General features: G+C 53.1%; 18 protein-coding genes. All 18 read right to left on the bottom strand.

Going from position 1 to position 22,306, the window contains the following annotated elements; genetic code table 11:
* Nucleotides 1-3: 3 nt before the first annotated feature.
* Entirely contained in the window at nt 4-4,374 is a 4,371-nt protein-coding gene (locus BJ887_RS05595; RefSeq protein WP_121339513.1) for an RHS repeat-associated core domain-containing protein, read from the bottom strand.
* Nucleotides 4,375-4,377: 3 nt separating this feature from the next.
* Entirely contained in the window at nt 4,378-4,818 is a 441-nt protein-coding gene (locus tag BJ887_RS05590) for a DcrB-related protein (RefSeq protein ID WP_041162718.1), read from the bottom strand.
* Between the two features lie 76 nt (nt 4,819-4,894).
* On the bottom strand, nt 4,895-5,272 hold the full coding sequence (locus tag BJ887_RS23040; RefSeq protein WP_229216806.1) for a hypothetical protein: 378 nt from the start codon (nt 5,270-5,272) through the stop codon (nt 4,895-4,897).
* A 35-nt stretch (nt 5,273-5,307) separates the two neighbouring features.
* Nucleotides 5,308-5,964, bottom strand: a complete 657-nt coding sequence (locus BJ887_RS23035) for a hypothetical protein (RefSeq protein ID WP_229216805.1) — start codon at nt 5,962-5,964, stop codon at nt 5,308-5,310.
* 3 nt (nt 5,965-5,967) lie between these two features.
* The gene (locus BJ887_RS05580) at nt 5,968-6,522 is read right to left on the bottom strand and encodes a hypothetical protein (protein WP_229216804.1); all 555 of its coding nucleotides are present in this window, start codon (nt 6,520-6,522) and stop codon (nt 5,968-5,970) included.
* Nucleotides 6,523-6,597: 75 nt separating this feature from the next.
* Complete coding sequence (locus BJ887_RS05575) at nt 6,598-7,074, bottom strand: hypothetical protein (RefSeq protein WP_229216803.1); 477 nt, start codon at nt 7,072-7,074, stop codon at nt 6,598-6,600.
* Nucleotides 7,075-7,084: 10 nt separating this feature from the next.
* The gene (locus BJ887_RS05570; protein WP_063858471.1) at nt 7,085-9,007 is read right to left on the bottom strand and encodes a type VI secretion system Vgr family protein; all 1,923 of its coding nucleotides are present in this window, start codon (nt 9,005-9,007) and stop codon (nt 7,085-7,087) included.
* 174 nt (nt 9,008-9,181) lie between these two features.
* Nucleotides 9,182-9,631, bottom strand: a complete 450-nt coding sequence (locus tag BJ887_RS05565) for a hypothetical protein (protein ID WP_229216802.1) — start codon at nt 9,629-9,631, stop codon at nt 9,182-9,184.
* Between the two features lie 92 nt (nt 9,632-9,723).
* The gene (locus tag BJ887_RS05560; RefSeq protein WP_121339509.1) at nt 9,724-10,071 is read right to left on the bottom strand and encodes an immunity protein Tsi6 family protein; all 348 of its coding nucleotides are present in this window, start codon (nt 10,069-10,071) and stop codon (nt 9,724-9,726) included.
* Nucleotides 10,072-10,329: 258 nt separating this feature from the next.
* Complete coding sequence (gene tri1 / locus BJ887_RS05555; protein WP_121339507.1) at nt 10,330-11,400, bottom strand: ADP-ribosylarginine hydrolase Tri1; 1,071 nt, start codon at nt 11,398-11,400, stop codon at nt 10,330-10,332.
* The gene (locus tag BJ887_RS05550) at nt 11,397-12,731 is read right to left on the bottom strand and encodes a PAAR domain-containing protein (RefSeq protein ID WP_121339505.1); all 1,335 of its coding nucleotides are present in this window, start codon (nt 12,729-12,731) and stop codon (nt 11,397-11,399) included. The genes tri1 and BJ887_RS05550 overlap by 4 nt, the downstream gene beginning before the upstream one ends.
* Nucleotides 12,732-12,733: 2 nt before the next feature.
* A complete protein-coding gene (locus BJ887_RS05545) occupies nt 12,734-13,528 on the bottom strand; it encodes a DcrB-related protein (RefSeq protein WP_121339503.1) in 795 nt (264 codons plus the stop codon).
* 11 nt (nt 13,529-13,539) lie between these two features.
* Nucleotides 13,540-15,468, bottom strand: coding sequence for a type VI secretion system tip protein TssI/VgrG (locus BJ887_RS05540; protein ID WP_121339502.1), 1,929 nt, complete (start codon nt 15,466-15,468; stop codon nt 13,540-13,542).
* An 82-nt stretch (nt 15,469-15,550) separates the two neighbouring features.
* The gene (locus tag BJ887_RS05535) at nt 15,551-16,036 is read right to left on the bottom strand and encodes a hypothetical protein (protein ID WP_229216801.1); all 486 of its coding nucleotides are present in this window, start codon (nt 16,034-16,036) and stop codon (nt 15,551-15,553) included.
* On the bottom strand, nt 16,012-16,734 hold the full coding sequence (locus tag BJ887_RS05530) for an ankyrin repeat domain-containing protein (protein WP_198922454.1): 723 nt from the start codon (nt 16,732-16,734) through the stop codon (nt 16,012-16,014). The genes BJ887_RS05535 and BJ887_RS05530 overlap by 25 nt, the downstream gene beginning before the upstream one ends.
* 35 nt (nt 16,735-16,769) lie before the next feature.
* Nucleotides 16,770-18,188 (bottom strand): hypothetical protein, encoded by a 1,419-nt coding sequence (locus BJ887_RS05525; RefSeq protein WP_020883471.1) that lies wholly within the window; start codon nt 18,186-18,188, stop codon nt 16,770-16,772.
* A 36-nt stretch (nt 18,189-18,224) separates the two neighbouring features.
* Nucleotides 18,225-19,661: a serine/threonine-protein kinase gene (locus BJ887_RS05520; RefSeq protein WP_047356829.1), complete on the bottom strand. Its 1,437-nt coding sequence runs from the start codon at nt 19,659-19,661 to the stop codon at nt 18,225-18,227.
* Between the two features lie 24 nt (nt 19,662-19,685).
* On the bottom strand, nt 19,686-22,301 hold the full coding sequence (gene tssH, locus BJ887_RS05515) for a type VI secretion system ATPase TssH (RefSeq protein WP_121339500.1): 2,616 nt from the start codon (nt 22,299-22,301) through the stop codon (nt 19,686-19,688).
* Nucleotides 22,302-22,306 lie beyond the last annotated feature (5 nt).

Genomic DNA, 22,306 nt, shown 5'->3' with positions numbered 1-22,306 from the left:
ACCTCATTGGTGACAGTTTGTACGCAATTTTTTCGGAACACGTCCCTTCAACCAACCTTTGGAATGGGAAACGGCAATAGCTTCCTGGGAACCATATTTAACGCCGAAATATTTTTCGAATTGTGAGACGGAACCTTTATGTGGGAATGTAGCTTCATGCGCAGAAGTTTTCACTAATTGCATTGTTGTCCTTCCTGTAGCCGGGTCAAAGTCATCGACATGGTGCCATGTATATCCGGTCGCTTCGCTTTTAGAAATACCAGCCGCCTTGAAAGCCTCGGTGAAATCTCTATCTCGAGTTCCTTGCATTGTAATGGTTACAATATTTTGTTTTGTCCCATTAATTGGGAAAAGATCTGGGCTACCTGTAAAGTCGACGCCCTTTAATGCCAACCCCCACGGATCCACCCACCCCAGCGCATTCGGCGCATACTGGTAAAGGTTTATCCCCCCCGCCAGCCCTATCGGGTCCTGCTGCGTAAACCGCCCGCAGTCCGGGTCATAATACCGGAACAGATTGTAGTGCAGCCCTGTCTCACGGTCCAGGTATTGCCCCTGCATCCGCAGGTTCTGAGAATATCCTGATACTTGCGTCTCGCTTTCCCGCAGCAGCTTGCCCCAGGCGCTGTTCACCCCTTCCCAGCGCACCTGCCCTTCGATATCCGTCATCCGCTCCGGCGTGCCGTTGGGCTGACAGTGGAACCAGAAGATCTCCGGGGCATCTACGCCGTCAATACGCGCCAGCGGGTCGTAGCTGTCCTGGTCGCTGTAGACGTAGGTGAGCGGCACATCCCCGTGCACCTCCTGCAGCAGACGAAACCCTTCCCAGACAAACCGGGTGCTGACCGGCTTGCCGGTTGGCTGCCCGCCCAGCATCTGGCGGCGCGTTTTGCTGATGCGGCGACCGAGCGGATCGTAGCGGAAGCTGACCTGCGTCTGCGGCTTATTGCGGTCCCGGGGCTGGCTGATGACCTCCGTCAGGCGATGTTCGCCGTCGTAGCGGTAGTGCCAGCGGGTTTGTCCGTTATCCTTCTCCACGGTGCGGCCGTGGATGTCATAACGCCAGCGAATGCCGTTCAGCTGCGCCAGGCGGTTGTGTGTGACCTTCTCAGCAGTACCTTCGAGCGGGTTACCGGCAGCATCCCAGCGCCACTGTTCCTGGCCGGGCAGCGTGCCGTCCTGAATCAGCAGACGCCCGGCGCTGTCGTACTGCCAGCGGTACCAGCTGAACGGGTTATCGTCCCGCTCTTCCCGCACCAGGTTATTGCGGTAGTCATAATCCCAGCGGCGGGACCAGCGGCGCGGCGACGGACGTTGGGCATTGCCAGTGAATACATCCCGGCGATGCAGTCGACCAAGACGGTCGTACTCACTACGGGTGGTCAGCAGCCCCTGAGTGCGGCTGGTCTCCCGGTGGAGTTCATCGCGGGTAAAATCGGAGACCGACAGCTTATCGAGAGCAATGCTGAGCAGATGCCCGATGCCGTAGTAAAACTGCTTCAGCTCGCGGCCATCGGGCAGCGTGACGGAGGTGCGGTTGCCGAGAGCATCATACTCCCATGTCAGCTCACCGTGCTCGCCCACTTCACGCGTGACACGCCCCAGGGCGTCATACTCAAAGGCAAGTTCCTGTTCTGCCTCTGCACTCCAGGCGTCAACGGAAAGTGCCGGATGAAGTCCAATACGACTCAGCAAACCTGACGGTGTGTAGTGATAACGGGTCTGCCCTTCCGGCGTGGTGCGGGCAACCAGCTGGCCACTCGCGCTCCAGGCGAAGGCATGGGTGATGGCTTCCGGATGACCGGCGGCAAACGTGCGCGCTATCGTACGCCCGCAGGCGTCATAGCGATACTGTGAGGCCACGCCATCGAGCCCCACCTCTTCCAGCAGCAGCGAGTCGGGCCCCCAGCGGAACTGATAGGCTTCGCCATTTTCATTTTCCAGGGCAATCAGTCGCCCTCGGCTGTCCCAGCGGCGACGGACCTCTTCACCCTGAGTATTACGCGTAGCGGTTAATCGTCCTGCCTCGTCGTATATAAACTCACTTTCTTTGCCATCAGCGCCCGCATGCGTCACCGGCAGACCGCGTTCGTTCCATGCAAGTGACTCTGTCCAGCCTTCCGGTCGATCGAGTTGCACCGGACGCCCTGCGGCATCGTAGCGATAGCGCGTCTCTTCGCCGTCAGCGCCGATCTCAGTCGTTAACCAGCCCAGCGGATGATAGGTATAGCGGGTTATTCGTCCTGAACAGTCTGTGGCACGAATGACCTGCCCGGCCTCGTTGTACTCCTGGTAGCGACTGTTTCCCGCGGCATCAACTTCTTCAACGACCTGACCAAACTCGTCCCGGCGCAGCAGTGTTGTCTGCCCCATCGGGTCTACCACACGCTTCAGCCCGTGATGTTCGTCGTACCAGAAACGGGTCGCACTGCCGTCGGCTTCAATGATGGCTGACGGCAGCGCGCGGTGCTCCAGCCAGGTGGTGGTGCGGGTATTGCCGTCGGCGTCGATTTCCTGCACCCGGTTGCCCATTTCGTCGTAGACAAAGGTGACGGCGTTACCGAGCGGATCGATGCGACGGGTCAGAAGTTCGTTTTCATCCCACTCGTAGCACCAGTTTTCACCGCGCTCGTCAACGTAGCGGACAATCAGATTTTGCGCGTTCCAGTAGTGCTTACGCGTCTGGCCATCATAGTGCTCGACGGTCGTCAGCCCGGCGGCTAAATCATAGTTAAAACGGCAGCCGTCGCCGGTGCTGGTGCGGTTTTCCACCACACGCCAGTGGTCGAATTTTTGCCAGCGGTATTCGCTCTCCAGCCCGCCCGGCAGGCGGTGCCAGACCATCAGGCCGTGGTCGTTATAGCGGTATTCGCGCGTCACTACGCCAGAGGCATCCGTCACGCTCGCCAGCTGGCCGCGCGCATCGTAACCCCACTGCATCAGCGGCCAGGTACGGTTGCCGTCAAAATGGCTGGCAGAGGTGGCGCGCTGTGGGAAACGCTCATCTTCATAGCGCAGGGTGACATCAATCGCCCGTGGCTCATCGTGAAGATTGACCAGCCTGCCGTGTTCATCCCACTCCGTCAGCAGCGCGTTGCCATATTCATCGCTGAGGGAGGCCAGACGCAGGAGGGTGGGATTCGCCCGGGTTGGTTTATACAGACGCCATACCGCGCCGTCATCGTCGGCAATCGCCACGTCGCCGCTCTCATTGCGGCGGATGATGATGCCTTCGCTGATGCTGTAAAACGCGCGATCGACGGGCGGCAGCTCAAAGCTCAGCTCACGGCCGGTTTCGTCGAACCAGATCGCGTTGTTCTCTTCGAGCGTCAGATAGCTGTCAAAGGTTGTCGCCCAACCCAGACCAAACAGCCCTTCACGGGTGGTCAGGCTGTTGTAGCTGCGCTGCCAGCGCAGCGGGAAGCGCCCCGGCAGCGAGAAATCGAGTTCATCGTCATCATTCAGCACCTTCACGCCGGTTGCAGCATGTACCGGGTGCGAGGAGCCAAACACAGCATTAACGGCCATATCGGCCAGCATACCACCGCCGGCTGCCGCCAGCGCACAGGGCATATTTTTCAGGATTTTACCCGGACGCCCGCGCAGCAGGGAGAGCGCAATCATCCCCAGCGCCAGACCCGGCGTTTTACCGCTTTTGATATCGCGGACCGTGAGCGTTTCCCCGCCGATGATCACATTCGGGGAGACATCGTCGGAAACGGTGCCTTCGCAGGTGGTGCGATCTTTTGCACGTACCGCGGGCTGCCCGTTAATGAAGACGCTTTTAGAGCCTTCCGCCAGATACTGCGGCCCGGAGTGCTTTTCGCACGCCACCTTGTCTTCTTCCAGCGGCGAGGTTCCCGCGGCGGCAGAAGCCACGCTCGGCTGCCACATCTCGCTGCCAAACTGTCCAGCGGCGGAAAGCAGCATGCCGGCGTAATCGGCAAAGCTGCCCGGAGACTGTGGTTCAGGTGACGGTGTGTCGGCGGGCGTCAGCGTCCCGGCCGCTCGTGCAGCGGGAATCGCGTTCGTCAGAACGTTATCAGACCCGGTGGTGATTTTGCCCGCTGGCGACGGTGGGAACAGCGCGTTGCCTAAGCCTTCGGCGGCGTTGCTGATATCGTCAGTTATACCTGCCACGTTTGCCAGTACGCCGCCAATGATCCCACTTAACAGACAGCTGGATCCAATAGCCGCCACGCCCGCAGCGGCGGCACCCGCCCCCAGCAGCGGAGCAGCAACGGTTGCCGCCGCGCCCACGGCAGCGCCGATAACGGCATAGGCCGCACCTTCCGCCACAATACTGGTGATATCCGCAAAAATGCTGGAGTGAATGATCTCGTCGCCCTGACGGGCCGCGTTGTTATCGCTCATGCCTTACACATTCCGGTTGTCGTTTAGCGTCAGACTCTGCTTAAGTGCGCTCCAGCGCACCTCATCCTCTGCGGTGAATGCTCTGAGCGCCGAGAGGGTAAAAATCATCAACACCGGCTTGCCCGGCGTTTGTACGGCCAGCTGTTTTTGCCAAATGCGCTGTCCGTTACTGTCAAAAGTCGTCTCGACTTCCAGCGCGTTAATTTTTCCGTCAGGCCCGACCTTTACGCTCTGGAATGCGCTTTGGGCAATCTCGCCCATCTGCGGACGTAGTAGTTCCCACTGGCGGTGAAACTCTTTCTCATAGTCGCTGCCATCCGGAATAACACCGCGACTGACCACCACGGACAACCCGCTTTCGTCGTCGCGAATAATGTTCATACTGTTATCCTGCCACGCGGCAGGAAAAAGGGAGAAGGAACCTTCCTGGAGGGTATATTTCATATGGGAACTCGGGATGATTAATAGTGTGAGAAACAAAAGAGGCCAATCCACACTGGCCTTTTGGCTGGCGAATGCATTATTTAAGCCACTGACCTGACTGTTCAACTAACACATGGCTGCCTTTGCTCACGACCAATTTCACGGGTGAGTAAGTCACGGTGTAAGCGATCTCGCCATTCTTATAGGTAGAGCCAATTATTTTGCCTGCAGGATCGTGCAACGTTTTCCCCTTAAGGGAGATCGTACTATTATCACTTTTGCGCACGCCGAGATAATACATCTGGTCACATTCACTAGTAAAACGCCCGCATTTATTGACCAGAGAAATAGCGAACTTTTCAGTATTGAGTTTTCGGGTTTCAACTGTCTGAGCCGAAGCAGCTTTCTGTAACGTATAACGCTGTGGAGCATAATAATTTCCTTTTTGAGGAGGAGTAACTAAACGCCATTCCATTTCACTCCCCTTAATTTCCAGAACAGCCCGTCCGCCTATACCGCCAAACGATGAGTTGAACTCAACATTGGCACGATTGCCCGCGATCGTACCGCTAGCTCATCATCTTCCGGGCAATCAATGCGGTTTCCTCTTTGAGAAATATAGCAATAAGATCCGGAGATACGGCCACCTGATTCAGCTAACCGCAGAGTTAACGTCGAGTCGTTCGCGTACCCGCCTGACCATACTCCGCCAAATGCGGGACCAGATTGGCTTATCGTTTCAAAATGCAGTGTGCCAAATCTTGCAGCCCATTTTTTAATATCGCCGTTAATATCCTGGCGATGTTCAGAAGACTGATAATGAATAACGTCAGACTCGGGTATGACCCAGGCAGCGTAGATTTTGCCATCTGGTTCGATAACCAAAGCAGAGGCGTTTTCCAGATAAAGATTTTTTAGCCAGCCTTCAATCAACAATCCTCCGTCAGCCGTGGAATGCGGTTCACCAAATACATCAAAATTGTTGATAAACGTCTGGTAATCGCTTCCCAGGGCCTCTCTGAGGAGGTCTGTCACTTCGCTATCGTTAACGATGCGACTGACCGTATTGAGCTTATTGTATTGTGATAACTGTAGCGCAGTTGCAGTTTCAGCTGCATCTGCCAAGAAAGCGGTGAGCAATACGGCTGCCAGATATTTCCTTTTCATAAATTACTCTGGATTTCCATTGTCGTAATTCATTGTTATCTTAACAATTTTACTGTCTTTGATCTCAAAAGAGAGGACCTTTTTACCCAACTCATAGGTAATCCATTGTTCTCCGGCATCCTTTGCGACCTGACCGTCACCGTATGCTGTGTTCAAGTCCGTTCTCGTTGAACCAACATGGACACCACGCGGCGTTGCGGCATCTGTAGCAGTCAGCGTGATCTGCGACACGATATAATCATCAACGCTTCGTTCCGCTTTATCCCACCAGAGATTGGAACTGAAAATGTCTAACCCAGACTTTTGATGCTGGAAGAATTTATAGTTAGCTCCGTCAAAAGGAACCTCACCGGTAAAACTGCCTTCCACTGGCACGTCAATTCTGCGCGCAACGTCAGGAGTCCATCTTTCACCCAATTCGACAGGCTGGCTTTTTATCTGCACAGAAAAATCGTGATTTGTCAGAACGGGCGGTATAACTTGAGCCAATACCGCACTGCTGCACAGACAGGTAAGCATCAGAACAAAAAAAAGATATGTCGGAGTCTGTTTTTTCACGTTAATCGTCATTTTCTCAATCTAAATTACGCTTCTCACCGATGTGGGAAACCGCGAGTCATGGAAGCTGTTTTCTTAATCAGCGCTAATAACAACAGAGCTCAGACAGTCAGGTTTTTTTACGGTGAAACTGAAACTCACTTTTTGTCCATTCATATCTTTTGGTGCTGTATAACTGGTCACTTCATTCTCCGAGCGGCCTCGGGGATAATCAGTTAACGTCAGTTGTGGGTAATGCTTTTTAACGGTTTGAAGTGTGATGCACTGGCCTGATGGTGAAAAATTCAGTAAGGGAGCCATGCCATCATTTTCTTTGCTTACTCGTAAATCAATGGTAGTAATGCTCGTACGCTCCAAAAGCTTGAAATCATCAGCATGGTAGAAGTTCATATAAGCATTATTTTTCATGTAGTTAAAATGCAACGGCATGTCATTTAGACTCGTAACGGATAACGTTTTGAGTGAGGCGCTCATTTGTGAAATGAACGCCCAGAGATCCTTTTTCTCTGAATTTCCCTCAGCCATTCCCGTCGTTAATAATGCAATAAGCACTGCTACGACCTTACTCACCTTTAGTCGTAAATTTCTCCTGAACTGCCGCATCAATATCCCCTTTATGCCCGGAACCCGGCGCCGTGGTGCCCGGTTGTGTGCCAGACGTATTCAGGTGCAGCTTACCGCCGGTGGTGATATGACCATCCCCTTCAACGAAGAAATTAAACTCTTTGCCGATGAGGTTAATCTTGCCGTTAGCGTTCAGTTCAATTGCGCTTTCACCAGAGACCAGCCGTAGCTTCGTACCGGAAGCAATGACATATTGCTCCACCGCCGCATCCAGCTTGCCTTTGCCCGTCAGGATCTCTGTTCCGCCTTTCACCGCCTGGATCTGATTCGCTTCCACCCGATGCAGTTCATTTTTCTTCACATAATGGCTGCGCTCGCCACCGACGCTGTGCGTTTCATCGTTCTTAATGCTGGTGTCCATGTTGCGCTCAGCCTGGATCCACACCTGCTCAGCACCCGCCTTGTCCTCAAAGCGCAGGGCATTGGCATTATCCACGGAGCCATCCTTCGTGCGGCTCATAAAACCCATCTGCGTGGCCGCCGCCGGCAGCGCCCACGGCGGCATGCTTGCTTCGTTATACACCCGCCCGGTGATAATCGGACGGTCCGGGTCGCCGTTGATAAAGTCCACCACCACCTCATCGCCGACCCGCGGAATTTGCACCCCGCCGTACCCCTGACCCGCCCAGGCGCTCGACACACGCACCCAGCAGGAGCTGGTGTCATCCCCCTTCGCCAGACGGTCCCAGTGGAATTTCACCTTCACGCGGCCATATTTGTCCGTCCAGATACTCTCCCCATTTGGCCCCACAACCTTTGCCGTCTGCGGGCCGTAGGTGCGCGGCCACGCCGTGCTCTGCGCCGGACGGTATGACACCGACGCCGGGATAACCGCGAAATCAGTACGGTGAATGGTTTCCCCCTCGCCGCTCGCGTAGCGGTTCTCCTCGAAGTGGTAACCCGCCGCCGTGACCAGATAGTCACCGTTATCACTGAAGAACGGGGCGTTAGTCAGGGTGAAGGTGTGTCCCGGTGCAATACCCGCGGCCGTGGCCGTCGCCTGAATCTGCTGGTGCTCCACCTGCCAGCGCTCCTGACGGATACGGGCGTAGAACTCCGCATGCCCGGTCTCAACAAACCGTCCCGGCCAGTCGTACACGTCGATACTGCCCGGTTTCGGTGACGCCGGGTTCTGCTGCGCCTGGAACAGCCACGCGTTCGGCTTGCGGAAGTCGTAGTCATCGAGGCTGTAAATCCCCGGGGTGACGCTGTCCTCCAGCGCCCACTGGCTGATGCCTTCTTCATCCGTACTGCCGCCTGACGGCGTCTGGTGGTAAGGAATGACTTCGTAGCCGCTGAACGGCTGGTGCTGCGTCGCGGCGTCGGTGAGCACCAGCGTGTGCTTGTCCGCCTCGTGGCTGAAGTGATACGCAATCCCCTCCAGCTCCATCAGACGGCTGATGAAGTCCAGGCTCGACTCCTGATACTGCACGCAGTAGTCCCACACCCTGTAGCTCCCGGTGAGCTTATCTTCTACGTTAACCTGATGTTCACCCAGCAGGGTTTTCACAATCTGCGGCACCGTCTGGCCCTGGAAGATACGCAGGTTACGGTCGCGCTTCATCGGCCACAGGTCCGGCTCCACCGTCAGCTGATACACCGCATAGCGGGTGCCCGTCAGCTCGACGGCACTCACCGCCACGCGGGTGATTTTTCCATTGATATAGCGGGGCGTCAGCAGGCTCTGCGTCGGGATGGTCACCGTGACCGGCTGACCCAGCAGTTTGCTGCGGTCAATGCGCGCATCCGTGCCAAGCAGGGTCAGCGTCAGGGCGAACGACTCGGACATCGCCTCGCGACCTGTGAGTTTCCAGAACAGAAGCCCCTCCACCGGGAGCTGAACGGTAATTCGGTTGAGCATAATCTTTATTCCACTATGGACTAATCTCAATGCCAGAAGTTAACTCATCGTCGATAAGCAAAGCGGGAGCGCTGTTAATGTGATGATGAGTAGCTGTAAGAGTTACTTCCCTTGCCACAAAACAAGACTACTTTTCCTGAAGTTCAATTTAGATAATTTGAGTCAATGTCGTGCTTATTTAAGCCATAAACCTGAAAACATAAGGACGCTACCCAGGGAAACTACAATTTTGGCAATGATAAGTAAGCCAGGCGCAACGACGTGAGTCATAGACGATATTTTTCCATAATTTTCCGCATTGTATTTTTTGTGCCTCCCTATAATTCCGGAAAAGATCGTGCAGAGCAGCACAACGGTAACTTTTAGTCCCCATACGCACAGAAAAGACATAGAAAAGATAATCGAATAGTGTTTTGCCGTTGCAACGGAGAATAATGACATTGACTGAGCGAGCCATTTCAACGTAAATCCGATAACGACCGTAGCCACTAACACTAGAACAAACATCAATCCGGCCAGGAACCATTGCTTTTTATTGAAGAAATCTTTTCCATTCCAGATATATGCCAAAGTGACAAAAATGAAAAATATACAACCAATCCATTTCACCTTTTCATTCTCCACTCATATTTCCAGCATCACCATACAAACATTAAAAATAAGACCGACCGGGCTAAAACATTGACAACCTTCATACATTAAAACAAAAAACTTAATCATTTGAGATGTCTTTTTTGTCTTTTCAAATATTCCACATCTTGTTCATGAGGAAGAATGATCTTCAATCCTTTCCCCATCTGCGAAGCTATATAGTTAGCATGAGATAAATGCTCAGCAAGTTCGGCATCTGTTGTATCAAATTCTTTAGATGCAAGTACTCCAAGATTTAATGAATGTAATTTACTTTTATCTTTTTCAGCGCCAACCAAAACAGATTTAATATAATCCAACTGGCACTTCACCATAACATACAGTGAAAAATCAGGTTTTGTTTCCAATCGTTTATTGATTATATCAATGGCATCATTGATATAATTCAGCTCGTTATGATTTTCTTTATTCATGAGCACTCTTAGACATATTTTTATCTTAATAAATTCTGTATCCCCCTACCTTTTGGCTGGTAGGGATATTTTTAACTAGCCTAATACCAGGCACGGGAAGAAATATTACCGAACTACTCTACTTTTTTTGCATAATTCAGTATATTTTCTATGCTGGCAAAGTGAGTTCTTTTCCTCACATGTAACTTCACATTAACCCAAGATTTTCTCTTCAACTGAATGGCACGCTACAATAGCCGTGCCATATGAATTATTCAATTATAAAAAATTATCCTCAGGAGCTCTATCGAACAGTTCACCTGCCATTTTGGCGATACGCTCGTGTTGTACAAGTTTGTTTTTCCACTCCGACGGAATACCAGAATAACCATATAATGCTCCCGCTATTTGTCCTGCCGTCGCCGCAACGCTGTCAGCATCATCGGCAAGATTGGCAGCCAGCAGAATCGCATCATGGAAATTGTCAGTATTCCATACGGACCACATCGCGGCCTCAAGCGTATCTATTACATAACCACTTGAACGAATCTGATCGCGAGTTTTTTGCTTATACTCACCCGCATTTATGATCATTACACGCGCGCATAATGGGAAAACATGAGGGGAAAAAGCTTCTTCTTTTTTATAACCGTTAATTAAATAGTGCAATACCAATCCGAGAAATTGGCATGCATTAATTGACTCTACCGCGCCATGAGTTGCGCGACTCTGAGCCTGGGATTCGAAGTAAATCGCGCGCAGCGATTTTCGACGAAAGATAGACACCGGAGCTTGACGAATAACCCCAGCATTACCAGCAGTGTGTTTCTCGGTATTACCATACCAGGAAGGCCCAATACGCAAATACTGTTCAAGCGCAAATCGCGTCGTATTGCCAATATCGAAACACCGACCATTACTGCTATTATCACCGTTAAGATACCATTTAACGAGATATTTTCTAAGTATATCGGTATGCATTCTGTTTTCTGAAAGATAAGTTTCCGCCAGACATAATGCCATGGACGTATCATCCGTCCATTCACCGGGTTTTAAATGAAAAGGTCCGCCACCAATCATATCCGCTACATGTTCACTGTCTCTTTTTTTAAACTCAAGAGTAGTGCCGACTGCGTCCCCAACAGCCAAACCGACCAGCGCCCCAAGTGCTTTATCACGTGAAATATCTTCAGTCGTAATTAAAGGTAATGTTTCATCCCAGGCTTGTGAAGAACTCAAACCATCAATACCGTTATTTTTTATTGCCTTACGGACATTAATTGGCATGTATGTACGATAGCGATCGGCATAATGATTGATTACAGAGTCTTCAGTATGAAGGTCGATCATGGTATTTCCCTTAATTCTATATTTGTTATCCCAAGTTCATCTGACCTGCTGATAACCTCAAACGATGTATTAGGCTTAAATAGCACTTCAGTCTCTGTTGCATTGAATTCTGAAAGGAAGTCAATTTTCCGGCCGGAAAAACCTTCAATACGCATTTGGATAGGACCGCTGAAGCCTTGATTAACATCAGTACTAACAAAGGCTGGATCGATAACTGTTTTGCCCGGAGTATATCCATCCAATATGTGTGAAGGTAAGCTGTTCATCCCGCGGTATGTCTCTCCACTAAAAGCAGGAAGCTGGTCCAGGCCATCATTTATATGTTGAGTAAATGCTTCCATTTCTTTAGTCATTGGTTTCATACCTCGTAATGCTGGGTTTACCATTTGGTAGCCAGGATCGGTAGTATAACCATACAATGCGCCTACTTGCTCATCACTGAGTAAAGCAGACAAAGCAGGATCACGATTATCTGCCAATTCTCTGCCACGAGTAATCCATTTTTCAGCTCGTTGTTTCCCTACGGCTTCGCTTAAGCTCATCCTCGGCGAAGCTGGGGCTGTAATGGGTTCCGCACTAACGCGCGGCATTGATTTACCAGCTCGCCACGCATCAAACCGCGCCCCGCCTTTCATGCCAGCCCCGCCGCCGATAACCGAGCCGATCAGCATCCCCCATTTCTGACCGTCGCTACCTTCGCCAAACAGCATCCCACCTGCGTAGCTACCAACCGTTCCACCCCCCATCGCCCCGAGGGTACTCAGAAGTGCGATAGCAGGACTGGCAAGCACCGCCATGGCTCCGGCACCAACGGCGAGCATCGTCCAGTTCACCCATTCCGGGATTTCAGGACTTATTTCATCGGTCTGGACCTTGCTTCCGCCGATAATAACATTACGCGATCCCTGACTAATCTCAGCGCTGCATGTCAATTTATCGCCTGTGCGAGAGGCGGGGAAGTTGTTGATGTAAACTTTTATCGAACCTTCCGCGACCCGTTGCAGGCTGCCGCTGTGCTCATCACACTCTCCGGCTGATAGATGTGCGCGGATCGCCTTTCGGCTGTTGATAAAGACATTGGGTGAACCTTCTTTCAGCGTACCTGTCGTGTGATGCGGTGCCCATGACATACTGCCGAGGAGTTCACCCAGCCCACCCGCAGCACATGCCCCAGCCGCAACGGCAGAAACAGCAACCAGCGCGGTCCCTCCGGTGACGACAACGGCAGCAGCGCCCAGAATTGCCCCACCCACCAATCCTGCGATCATCCAGCCTTTTGAGGCTGTATGAGCAATCTCATCATCTACGCGTGCGGCCAGACATTCTGACATAACTATTCGGCTCGCTGTGCCATCAGATACCCACGTATCCGATCGGGTGTATTAAGTTGGTCAGAACCAGAGACCTGGCGGCATACGGAAAGTTGTGAAAGCAAGTGATGTGGTTTGTCTGAGGAAGTCGTCCAGAGCGCATAACGAAGGGGTTGGCTGTCCGGAACGGGTGCAATACTGAGTGGTTTACCTTTTTTTTCATAAAGCAAATATTGACCCTCTTTCGCCCGCTGAAGCGAAAGATGTCCATAAAGTTCCTGAATGTTTTCAAAGACACGGAGAACTTTACTCTCACTATCAAGCGCAAAAAAAGGCCCCTGGCTGTCGGCAGCGAGCATTTCTTTGGGATCCGTTTGAGCAGGTTTGTGAAACTTAATACTACGGATAATTTCCTGGTATTGATTATGATAATAATCGCTAAATTCGCCCGGGCATGTACCGATGTAACACACCATCTTTTGCCCGCCAGGATGGTCAGCGAGTAAAATCACCGTCTGCTTCTGAAAAATGACCGAGTTATCATTTTTAAACTGATAAAAAAGCTCTACCGCCGGATGACCATCAACAGAAGTCATCTGAGAGGATTCAAGACGAAAGTCGGGCACTGTAATTTCCAGTTCACGCGCCAGTCGGGTAGCCGCATCATGGACTTTATCTTCGTTTTTTGCCGTCGCACGAGAAACAACAAAAGTAAACTCGCTAGCTCCGTTATCACTCATGGTGAATAAATTCATGGTTCTGTCTTTAAATACATCGGGTAAGGCGAGTGTTGCTTCCTGAAGAATATAATCAGCCATTCGGGTTACTCTTACTTGTTGCCATTAATAACAAAAAAACTATCCACTTCCTGTTGGATTTCACCCTGAAGGGATGCACCAGGCGGATCGATGACATTTCGTCCATCATCAGGGTTCAAATGCAATTCGCCGGAAAGCGTATTAATTTGTGCGTTCTGTTTTGCAGTAAAGTTAAAGTTATTACCAATGATATGAACGCTACCGTCTTTTGATAGCTCGATGGCGCTTTCACCACATTCCAGTCTCAGCGTATTACCCGCGGAAAGTATAAAATTATTAACGACCTTATCGTTTCGACTGTTCCCCGTCAGGCATACCACATCGCCTTTAATCCCTGATTTCTGGTTTTTCGCTACCCGTAAGGTTTCATCCTCACCAACAAACTGGGTTCGATTTTTTTCAGTAGAATGTGTTTCGTCGTTTTTGACGTTAATATCCAGATTGCGCTCAGCCTGGATCCACACCTGCTCTGCACCCGCCTTGTCCTCAAAGCGCAGGGCATTGGCATTATCCACGGAGCCATCCTTCGTGCGGCTCATAAAACCCATCTGCGTGGCCGCCGCCGGCAGCGCCCACGGCGGCATGCTTGCTTCGTTATACACCCGCCCGGTGATAATCGGACGGTCCGGGTCACCGTTGATAAAGTCCACCACCACCTCATCGCCGACCCGCGGAATTTGCACCCCGCCGTACCCCTGACCCGCCCAGGCGCTCGACACGCGCACCCAGCAGGAGCTGGTGTCATCCCCCTTCGCCAGACGGTCCCAGTGGAATTTCACCTTCACGCGGCCATATTTATCCGTCCAGATACTCTCCCCATTTGGCCCCACAACCTTTGCCGTCTGCGGGCCGTAGGTGCGCGGCCACGCCGTGCTCTGCGCCGGACGGTATGACACCGACGCCGGGATGACGCTGAAATCAGTGCGGTGAAGGGTTTCCCCCTCGCCGCTCGCGTAGCGGTTCTCCTCGAAATGGTAACCCGCCGCCGTGACCAGATAATCACCGTTATCACTGAAGAACGGGGCGCTGGTCAGGGTGAAGGTGTGTCCCGGTGCAATACCCGCGGCCGTGGCCGTCGCCTGAATCTGCTGGTGCTCCACCTGCCAGCGCTCCTGACGAATACGGGCGTAGAACTCCGCATGCCCGGTCTCAACAAACCGTCCCGGCCAGTCGTACACGTCGATACTGCCCGGTTTCGGTGACGCCGGGTTCTGCTGCGCCTGGAACAGCCACGCGTTCGGCTTGCGGAAGTCGTAGTCATCAAGGCTGTAAATCCCCGGGGTGACGCTGTCCTCCAGCGCCCACTGGCTGATGCCTTCTTCATCCGTACTGCCGCCTGACAGCGTCTGGTGGTAAGGAATGACTTCGTAGCCACTGAACGGCTGGTGCTGCGTCGCGGCGTCGGTGAGCACCAGCGTGTGCTTGTCCGCCTCGTGGCTGAAGTGATACGCAATCCCCTCCAGCTCCATCAGACGGCTGATGAAGTCCAGGCTCGACTCCTGATACTGCACGCAGTAGTCCCACACCCGGTAGCTCCCGGTGAGCTTATCTTCCACGTTGACCTGATGTTCAGCCAGCAGGGTTTTCACAATCTGCGGCACCGTCTGGCCCTGGAAGATACGCAGGTTACGGTCGCGCTTCATCGGCCACAGGTCCGGCTCCACCGTCAGCTGATACACCGCATAGCGGGTGCCCGTCAGCTCGACGGCACTCACCGCCACGCGGGTGATTTTTCCATTGATATAGCGGGGCGTCAGCAGGCTCTGCGTCGGGATGGTCACCGTGACCGGCTGACCCAGCAGTTTGCTGCGGTCAATGCGCGCGTCCGTGCCGAGCACGGTCAGCGTCAGCGCGAACGACTCGGACATCGCCTCGCGACCTGTGAGTTTCCAGAACAGAAGCCCCTCCACCGGGAGCTGAACGGTAATTCGGTTGAGCATAACTTTATTCCATATGGCTTATGCGATGCAAAGACTCACGGCACTAAATGTGTCATGGTAATACTATGCAGTGTCAGATTGGTTATTTAGCGCGAACTGTTTTGATTATATATATGAGAGAGCCAATCTTTAATATTTCCGATAATATAAATAAAGCAATATTAATGGAAATAACGCTCAATCCTAAACCAGCGATCGCCATAGGGAAAAGTGTCACTGAGCAACTGAAGATGATAACGCGCAGCACTTCTTGTATAAGAGCAAAACCGACCGCATATCGATGTTTCGTGAAAAAAAACCAGGCAGAAAAAAGCAAGGAAACTGGCATGAGGAGATAAACAAGATAAAAAGCACCTGTCACTATTCCGTTTACGCCACCTGCTATCAGCATAAAGATAATTACACCCGGATTTCCTCCGGTGGCAACCCACCATGACTCAAGTAAATGGTATGGACCAATCGAATAAAACACAATCCCGATGACATCCATAACACCCCAGAAATAGAAAATTTTATTTTTCGCGGTCATGTTCGCCCTAACCTTTACTTGACTGGTGCTGGCGGCCATTTACCACCATGTTGAATAAGCGTCTCTTTGATTTCAGTTAGTTTTTTATATTCTTCACTGCCTTCTTCTGTTCTGTTCAGATAACGTTGAAGTTGATTACCCATCGTCCAGCCATTGATAGTCTTAATTTCAGGGTCAGTACCGCGTTTCAGCAAAAGGAGCACGTGATCGTAAGCGTGGTAATCCAGCGCGGCTACTAACAATGTACTACCCAGTGAGTCGGTAATATTAATATCCGCTCCGCCGTCAAGCATCGCCTTGAGTGTCTCGGTATTTTTCGCTTCGATACTTTCGAATATTATAGGCTCACCAAACGTTTTGTCTTTTGCATCTGGAGATAATCCGCCGTCCAGCATCGCCTTTATCCACACGTCGCTGTCCGCTTTTAATACTAATTCTGCAGGCGAACTTTTTCCCTGCGGCCTCGGCTGCAGCGGATCTGCGCCAGCCTTAATCAGAGTAGTGATAATTTTTAAATGTTCAGGCGTTTTTTTATCGTTAAGTGAATTCATCACCGCCCAAAACAACAGGGTCATGTCCTCTTTACCAGGTTTGTTTAAATCAGTTTTCGAAGCTAACTTTTTCACCTCATCGCCGTCACCATTCTCAATTGCGCGCGCTAATGTGAGCTGGTCACCATTAAAGTAATTATCTGGTTGTAAATCCATATTTTGCTTGCACCCCTGAACCATAAACATTAAACAAAGCGCTACCCAGCCAAAAATTAGTGATTTCACGCGCGGCTCCTGATAATAGAGATATCCTCATCCTTCTGTTGTTCAATACAGTTTATCGCTTGATCTATTCCATGTCGGTCAAATGCACTCCCCATTCCACCAGGAAGGTCGTGAGCTATTCCGGCAGCATTGGGCATAATGGCAGAAATCTCTTCTTTCGCTATAAGTGCTGGCACGTGCCCTTTTACCATTTTAAAATCTTCCCAAACATTTACTTCCTGAGTCCTGGTCAGCAGTTCACCCTCGACGCGGTAAGCCTGAATGTTATCCGTGCTGCCCAATATGCTTCCGCCATATTTCTCGACGGTACCGGAATTTAGGCCAGAAGCATTAAACGTCCATCCCGCCATACCGCTTGCCATAGAGGTGGCTGATGCTAAACCTCCCCCAAGAGAGTGCCCCGCAATGTCTATTTTTTGACCTGATTTGGCGAGCTGCTCGCCCATACTTACGGCTCTTCGGTAATAATCCGACTCCAACCCAAGCCCCTGCGCACCGTTATTTTTCCAGTCAGTCATGTTCTTCATGGGGAAAAACTCTGGTTGCCTCGACCCTCTGAACACCAGCGTAGGGTTCATATCGCCACCAAAAACGTCAGGGTCAGGCTGATAGACGCGTGCCAGAAAATCAGGATCCTCACTCTTGTCATAAAGTGTTTTACTTTTAAGACCTAACTTCTTTAGCACCGATGCATCGTTGCTTATATCCTTCCAGCCCTCTGGCACCCCCGGCGTTGTCTCCAGCGGATTCACTGTCTTATAAACATTCTCAGCAAGCTTCGCTTTCTCCACCGCAATATTATTCGCCGCCAGTCGTTTAGCGGCGATCTGCGCATCCGGGTAAAGGCTATTACTCCCCTTCGCGATCAGATCCTTACGCGCCTGCCAGCGTTCCGCCTTGGTCATCTGCTGTAGCTGCGAAGCATAGGTTTTACCGTCTTTACCCGGCGTGGCCTCATCCGGCACCTGTGCCGCTTTGGATTTCACCACCTGCTTCGGCAGTACCGTCGGCGCAGGACGGGCACCGTAGGTTCGCACCATGGTTTCGTAGCGATCGACGATTGTGCTTACCGGATACCAGCCCAGACCGGTAAGCGAGGCCGCCTGCAGTCGGCCATCGGCATTGATATAAAATATCTCCGTTACCGATGACCAGTTACGGAAACTCTCGTCGATGGCAACGATCCTGCCGATATCGAGATCCTGCACGATCAGCTTACGGGTATCGCGTCCTGACTGATAGGGATTCGCCCCGGTGATGGAATGCAGCAAATCGTAACGCGTAAACAGCGAGCGCAGCGAATTGTCGGGAACTGACATTATCCACTGCCCGGCTACGGACGGGCGGATAATTTTCGCGAAAAGCGCTGGCGAGACATTCTCGCTGAAAAGATAGACAAACTTGAGGTTATACATTCGCTCCGTCCTGTTACCAGTCCCTGCTTACCTTACTTACGGATTCACCAGCCAGGTGCCAGGCTTCGCGATATCCAGCGTCTGGGTACGCGTTTTCCCGTTGCCCTGCAGTTCAATTCTGGCCTCGCCCGCAGGTAGCTTGAGCGATGCATAACCGTTATTTGCCGGACGCAGTGTTTTTGGCTCACCGTTCACTTTCAGGGTCTCACCGTCAAGAATACGGATATAGACCAGTGCCACCGGGCTGGCATCCACCGGCGGGGTGGCCGGTTGCGCTGTCGCAGTCGGTGCAGTCTGTTCACTGGCTTTCGCCGTTTCCGGTTTCACATCCGGCGCGTTCGATGCGGTTTCAACGGGGCGTGTCTCAGCAGGGGCCTGCGCCGCCTGCTCTGGCGCATCATGGTCGCCACCGCTAAACAGCATCGCTCCGGCGACGACGCCAACCAGCACGCCCGCGGCAACCATTGCCGGGATTTTGTACCGGTGCCAGTCCAGTGCAGAAGCCGGTGCCTCTTCCTCTACCGGTACCAACATCGTGCCCGGTTTTTTCGCGCTCAATACATCGTCGATACCCGCTACCGGCATCTCAATCAGCGCCGCGAATTCATCGATGGATTGCGGTCGGTCTTCCATGTGCAACGCCAGCGCCCGGTCGATGGCCTGCAACAGCGAGAGGGAATAGCCCTGTGGCTGCAGTTCCACCAGCGGTTTGCAGGTGTCCTGGATTGATCGCACCACGCTGACCGGCGGCGGTGAGCCGACAATCAGGGTACGCAGTACGGCGCCGAGGGCATAAATATCCGTCCACGGGCCCTGCTCGCTTTCGTTGTCGTCAGTGTACTGCTCGATCGGCGCAAAGCCCGGGCGCAGCATAGTTTCCGTCTCATCAGAGAGATTACCAATGGTGCGGCGCGCAGAGCCGAAATCGAGCAGAACCGGCAGCCCGTTGTCCTGAATCTGGATGTTATCCAGAGAGATGTCGCGGTGCAGATAGCCTTCGTCATGAATTGTCTTAATGGCACCGAACAGCATGGGCAGCATACGACGGATCCAGGCTTCGTTAATCAGCTCCGGTTTTTGTTCGCGCAGGCGGGAGAGCGTGGTACCGCTATAGAACAGCGTTCCCATATAGGCCGTATCGTTTTGCACCCAGAAACGCAGCACGTGAAGCAGGTTCGGGTGGTTGAAGCGCGCCAGCAGGCGGGCTTCCTGAATGAAGCTGTTCAGACCGGCGGAAAACGCTTTGCCAAAACGTTCGCTTCGCAGTACCAGCGTCATATCGTCGCCGCGCACGGCGAGCGAGGCAGGCATAAATTCTTTGATAGCGATAGTGCGTTCGAGCTGATGATCCCACGCGCGATAGACGATGCCGAACCCGCCGCCGCCGATCACCTCTTTAATTTCAAACTCGTTGAAGCGATACCCGACCGGGAGCGCGTTTGGGACAGTCCGATTGTTATCATTATCCGTCATCTTTTACAGTTCTCTTGATGATTATTACGCGGCAAACTGACAGTGAAACTCGCCCTGCTCACAGGTGACGTGCAGACGTCGGTACTGCTCATCGCTGCGGCTGGCGGTAAGTAATATCTGGCTCATCTGAGGCAGCAAGGTGTTTGTCAGAATAGCGTCCACCATGCGGCCGCCAGACTCCACCTCGGTACAGCGCTGAACAATTTGTTCCACCACGCTGTCATCAAACTCGGAAATAATATTGTGATTCTCTTGCAGACGACGCTGAATGCGTTTGAGCTGCAGGCGGACAACCTGCCCCAGCATCTCGTCGCTCAGTGGATAATACGGCACCACCAGCAGACGGCCCAGCAGCGCCGGCGGGAAGACCTCCAGCAGCGGCTGACGCAACGCGCCGCTTAACGCCTCAGGCTCAGGCATCAGTTCCGGATCGGCACACATGGCGCTGATCAGATCGGTGCCGACGTTGGACGTCAGAATAATGATGGTGTTACGGAAATCAATATGGCGGCCCTCGCCATCTTCCATCCAGCCTTTATCGAAGACCTGGAAGAAGATTTCATGTACATCCGGGTGCGCTTTTTCAATTTCGTCCAGCAAGACCACGCTGTACGGGCGACGGCGAACGGCCTCGGTTAACACCCCGCCTTCACCATAACCCACGTATCCCGGAGGCGCACCTTTTAAGGTGGAAACGGTGTGGGCTTCCTGGAATTCACTCATGTTGATGGTGATAACGTTCTGCTCACCACCATAAAGCGACTCCGCCAGCGCCAGTGCAGTTTCCGTTTTCCCCACGCCGGACGGGCCACAGAGCATAAATACGCCAACAGGTTTGTTCGGATCGTCGAGTTTTGCCCGCGAGGTTTTCACGCGACGGGCAATCAGATCCAGGCCGTGACGCTGGCCGATGACGCGCTGGTTGAGGGTATCAGCCAGGTTGAGCACCGCATCAATTTCGTTTTTTACCATCCGGCCCAGCGGGATACCGGTCCAGTCAGAGACCACCGCCGCCACCACATTTTCATCCACCGCCGCAAACAGCAGCGGCTCGTCGCCCTGTAAAGCGTTGAGCGCCTGCTGCTGCGCGTTAAGCGCGCTGCGCAGTTCGCCGGTCTCGTCATCACCCGCGGCAAACAGCGCGGCACGCAGGCGGATGATTTCAGTCACAAGAGCACGTTCCTCTTCCCAGCGCTGGGTCAGGGCTTCGCGCTTTGTTTCGTATGTATTGCGCTCGGCGGTCAAGGCTGCGACGCGCTCCGGATCGCCGGCCCCCACGCGCGCTTCGCGTCCGGCAATCTCGATCTCCACATCCAGGGCCGCGAGATGGCGCAGGCAATCTTCCAGCTGTGCCGGTGGCGCGCTCTGGCTGACCGCCACGCGGGCACACGCAGTATCAAGCAGCGCAACGGCTTTATCCGGCAACTGACGCGCCGGAATATAACGATGTGATAGCTTGACCGCTGCGCTGACCGCTTCGTCGAGAAGCAGTACCTGGTGATGCGTCTCCAGCGGTGACACGGTGCTGCGCAGCATCAGAATGGCTTTGGCTTCGTCCGGCTCGTGAACCTGTACCGTCTGGAAACGACGGGTCAGCGCCGGGTCTTTCTCGATGTATTTTTTGTATTCTGCCCAGGTGGTGGCGCCGATGGTGCGCAGTTGCCCGCGCGCCAGAGCCGGCTTGAGCAGGTTAGCGGCATCACCGGTACCCTGCTGGCCGCCTGCGCCAATCAGGGTGTGGATCTCATCGATAAACAGAATGACTGGCGTAGCGCTGGACTGCACTTCATTAATCAGGGCCTGTAGACGCGCTTCGAACTCGCCTTTCATGCCTGCGCCGGCCTGCAGCATGCCGATATCCAGCAGCCAAAGCTGAATATTCTGCAGCGGTGCCGGCACGTCGCCTTCGGCGATACGCAGCGCCAGCCCTTCCACCACCGCCGTTTTGCCAACGCCAGCTTCCCCGGTCAGCAGCGGGTTATTCTGGCGACGGCGCATCAGAATATCGACCATCTGGCGGATCTCTTCATCGCGCCCGACAACCGGGTCAATCTTCCCTTCACGGGCGCGCGCGGTCAGGTCCTGACCATACTGGGCCAACGTCCCCTGTGCGGCAGGCACCGTACCGGCTGGCGTATCCGCGGCAGCGGCCGCCTGCTGCGTCTCTTTGCTCTGAGCGCAAATCGCATCAAACTGCTCGATCAGCACGTCGACGTTAAGGCGGGTGAACTGCGCCGAGATGCTTTTCAGCACGTTAGCCAGATTCCAGGTTTTCAGGATGCCAATCAGTAAATGTCCGCCGCGAATACGGCTGACGCCATACTTCAGCGAGCCAAACACCCACGCGCGCTCCACGGCGCTGTCGATATGTTCTGACAGATCGGAAACAGAACTCGCGCCACGTGGCAGCGCATCCAGTGCGGCCACGATATCGCGCGTCAGCTGCTGTTCATCGAGGGCAAAATGACGAATCACCTGTTGCAGATCGCCATCCTGCTGCTGCATCAGCTGATGCAGCCAGTGCACCAGCTCAACATAGGGGTTGCCGCGCAGCTTGCAGAACGCGGTGGCGCTTTCCAGTGAGGTAAATAACAGCGTATCCAGTTTGCCGAAAAGCACGGCACGGCTGATTTCTGACATGTTCG

Origin of the sequence: Enterobacter sp. WPR_3_1, assembly GCF_003635055.1 — a bacterium.
GTDB lineage: Bacteria > Pseudomonadota > Gammaproteobacteria > Enterobacterales > Enterobacteriaceae > Enterobacter > Enterobacter ludwigii.
Note: the sequence above shows the minus strand (reverse complement) of the source record. Positions and strands in the feature narration are given on the sequence as shown.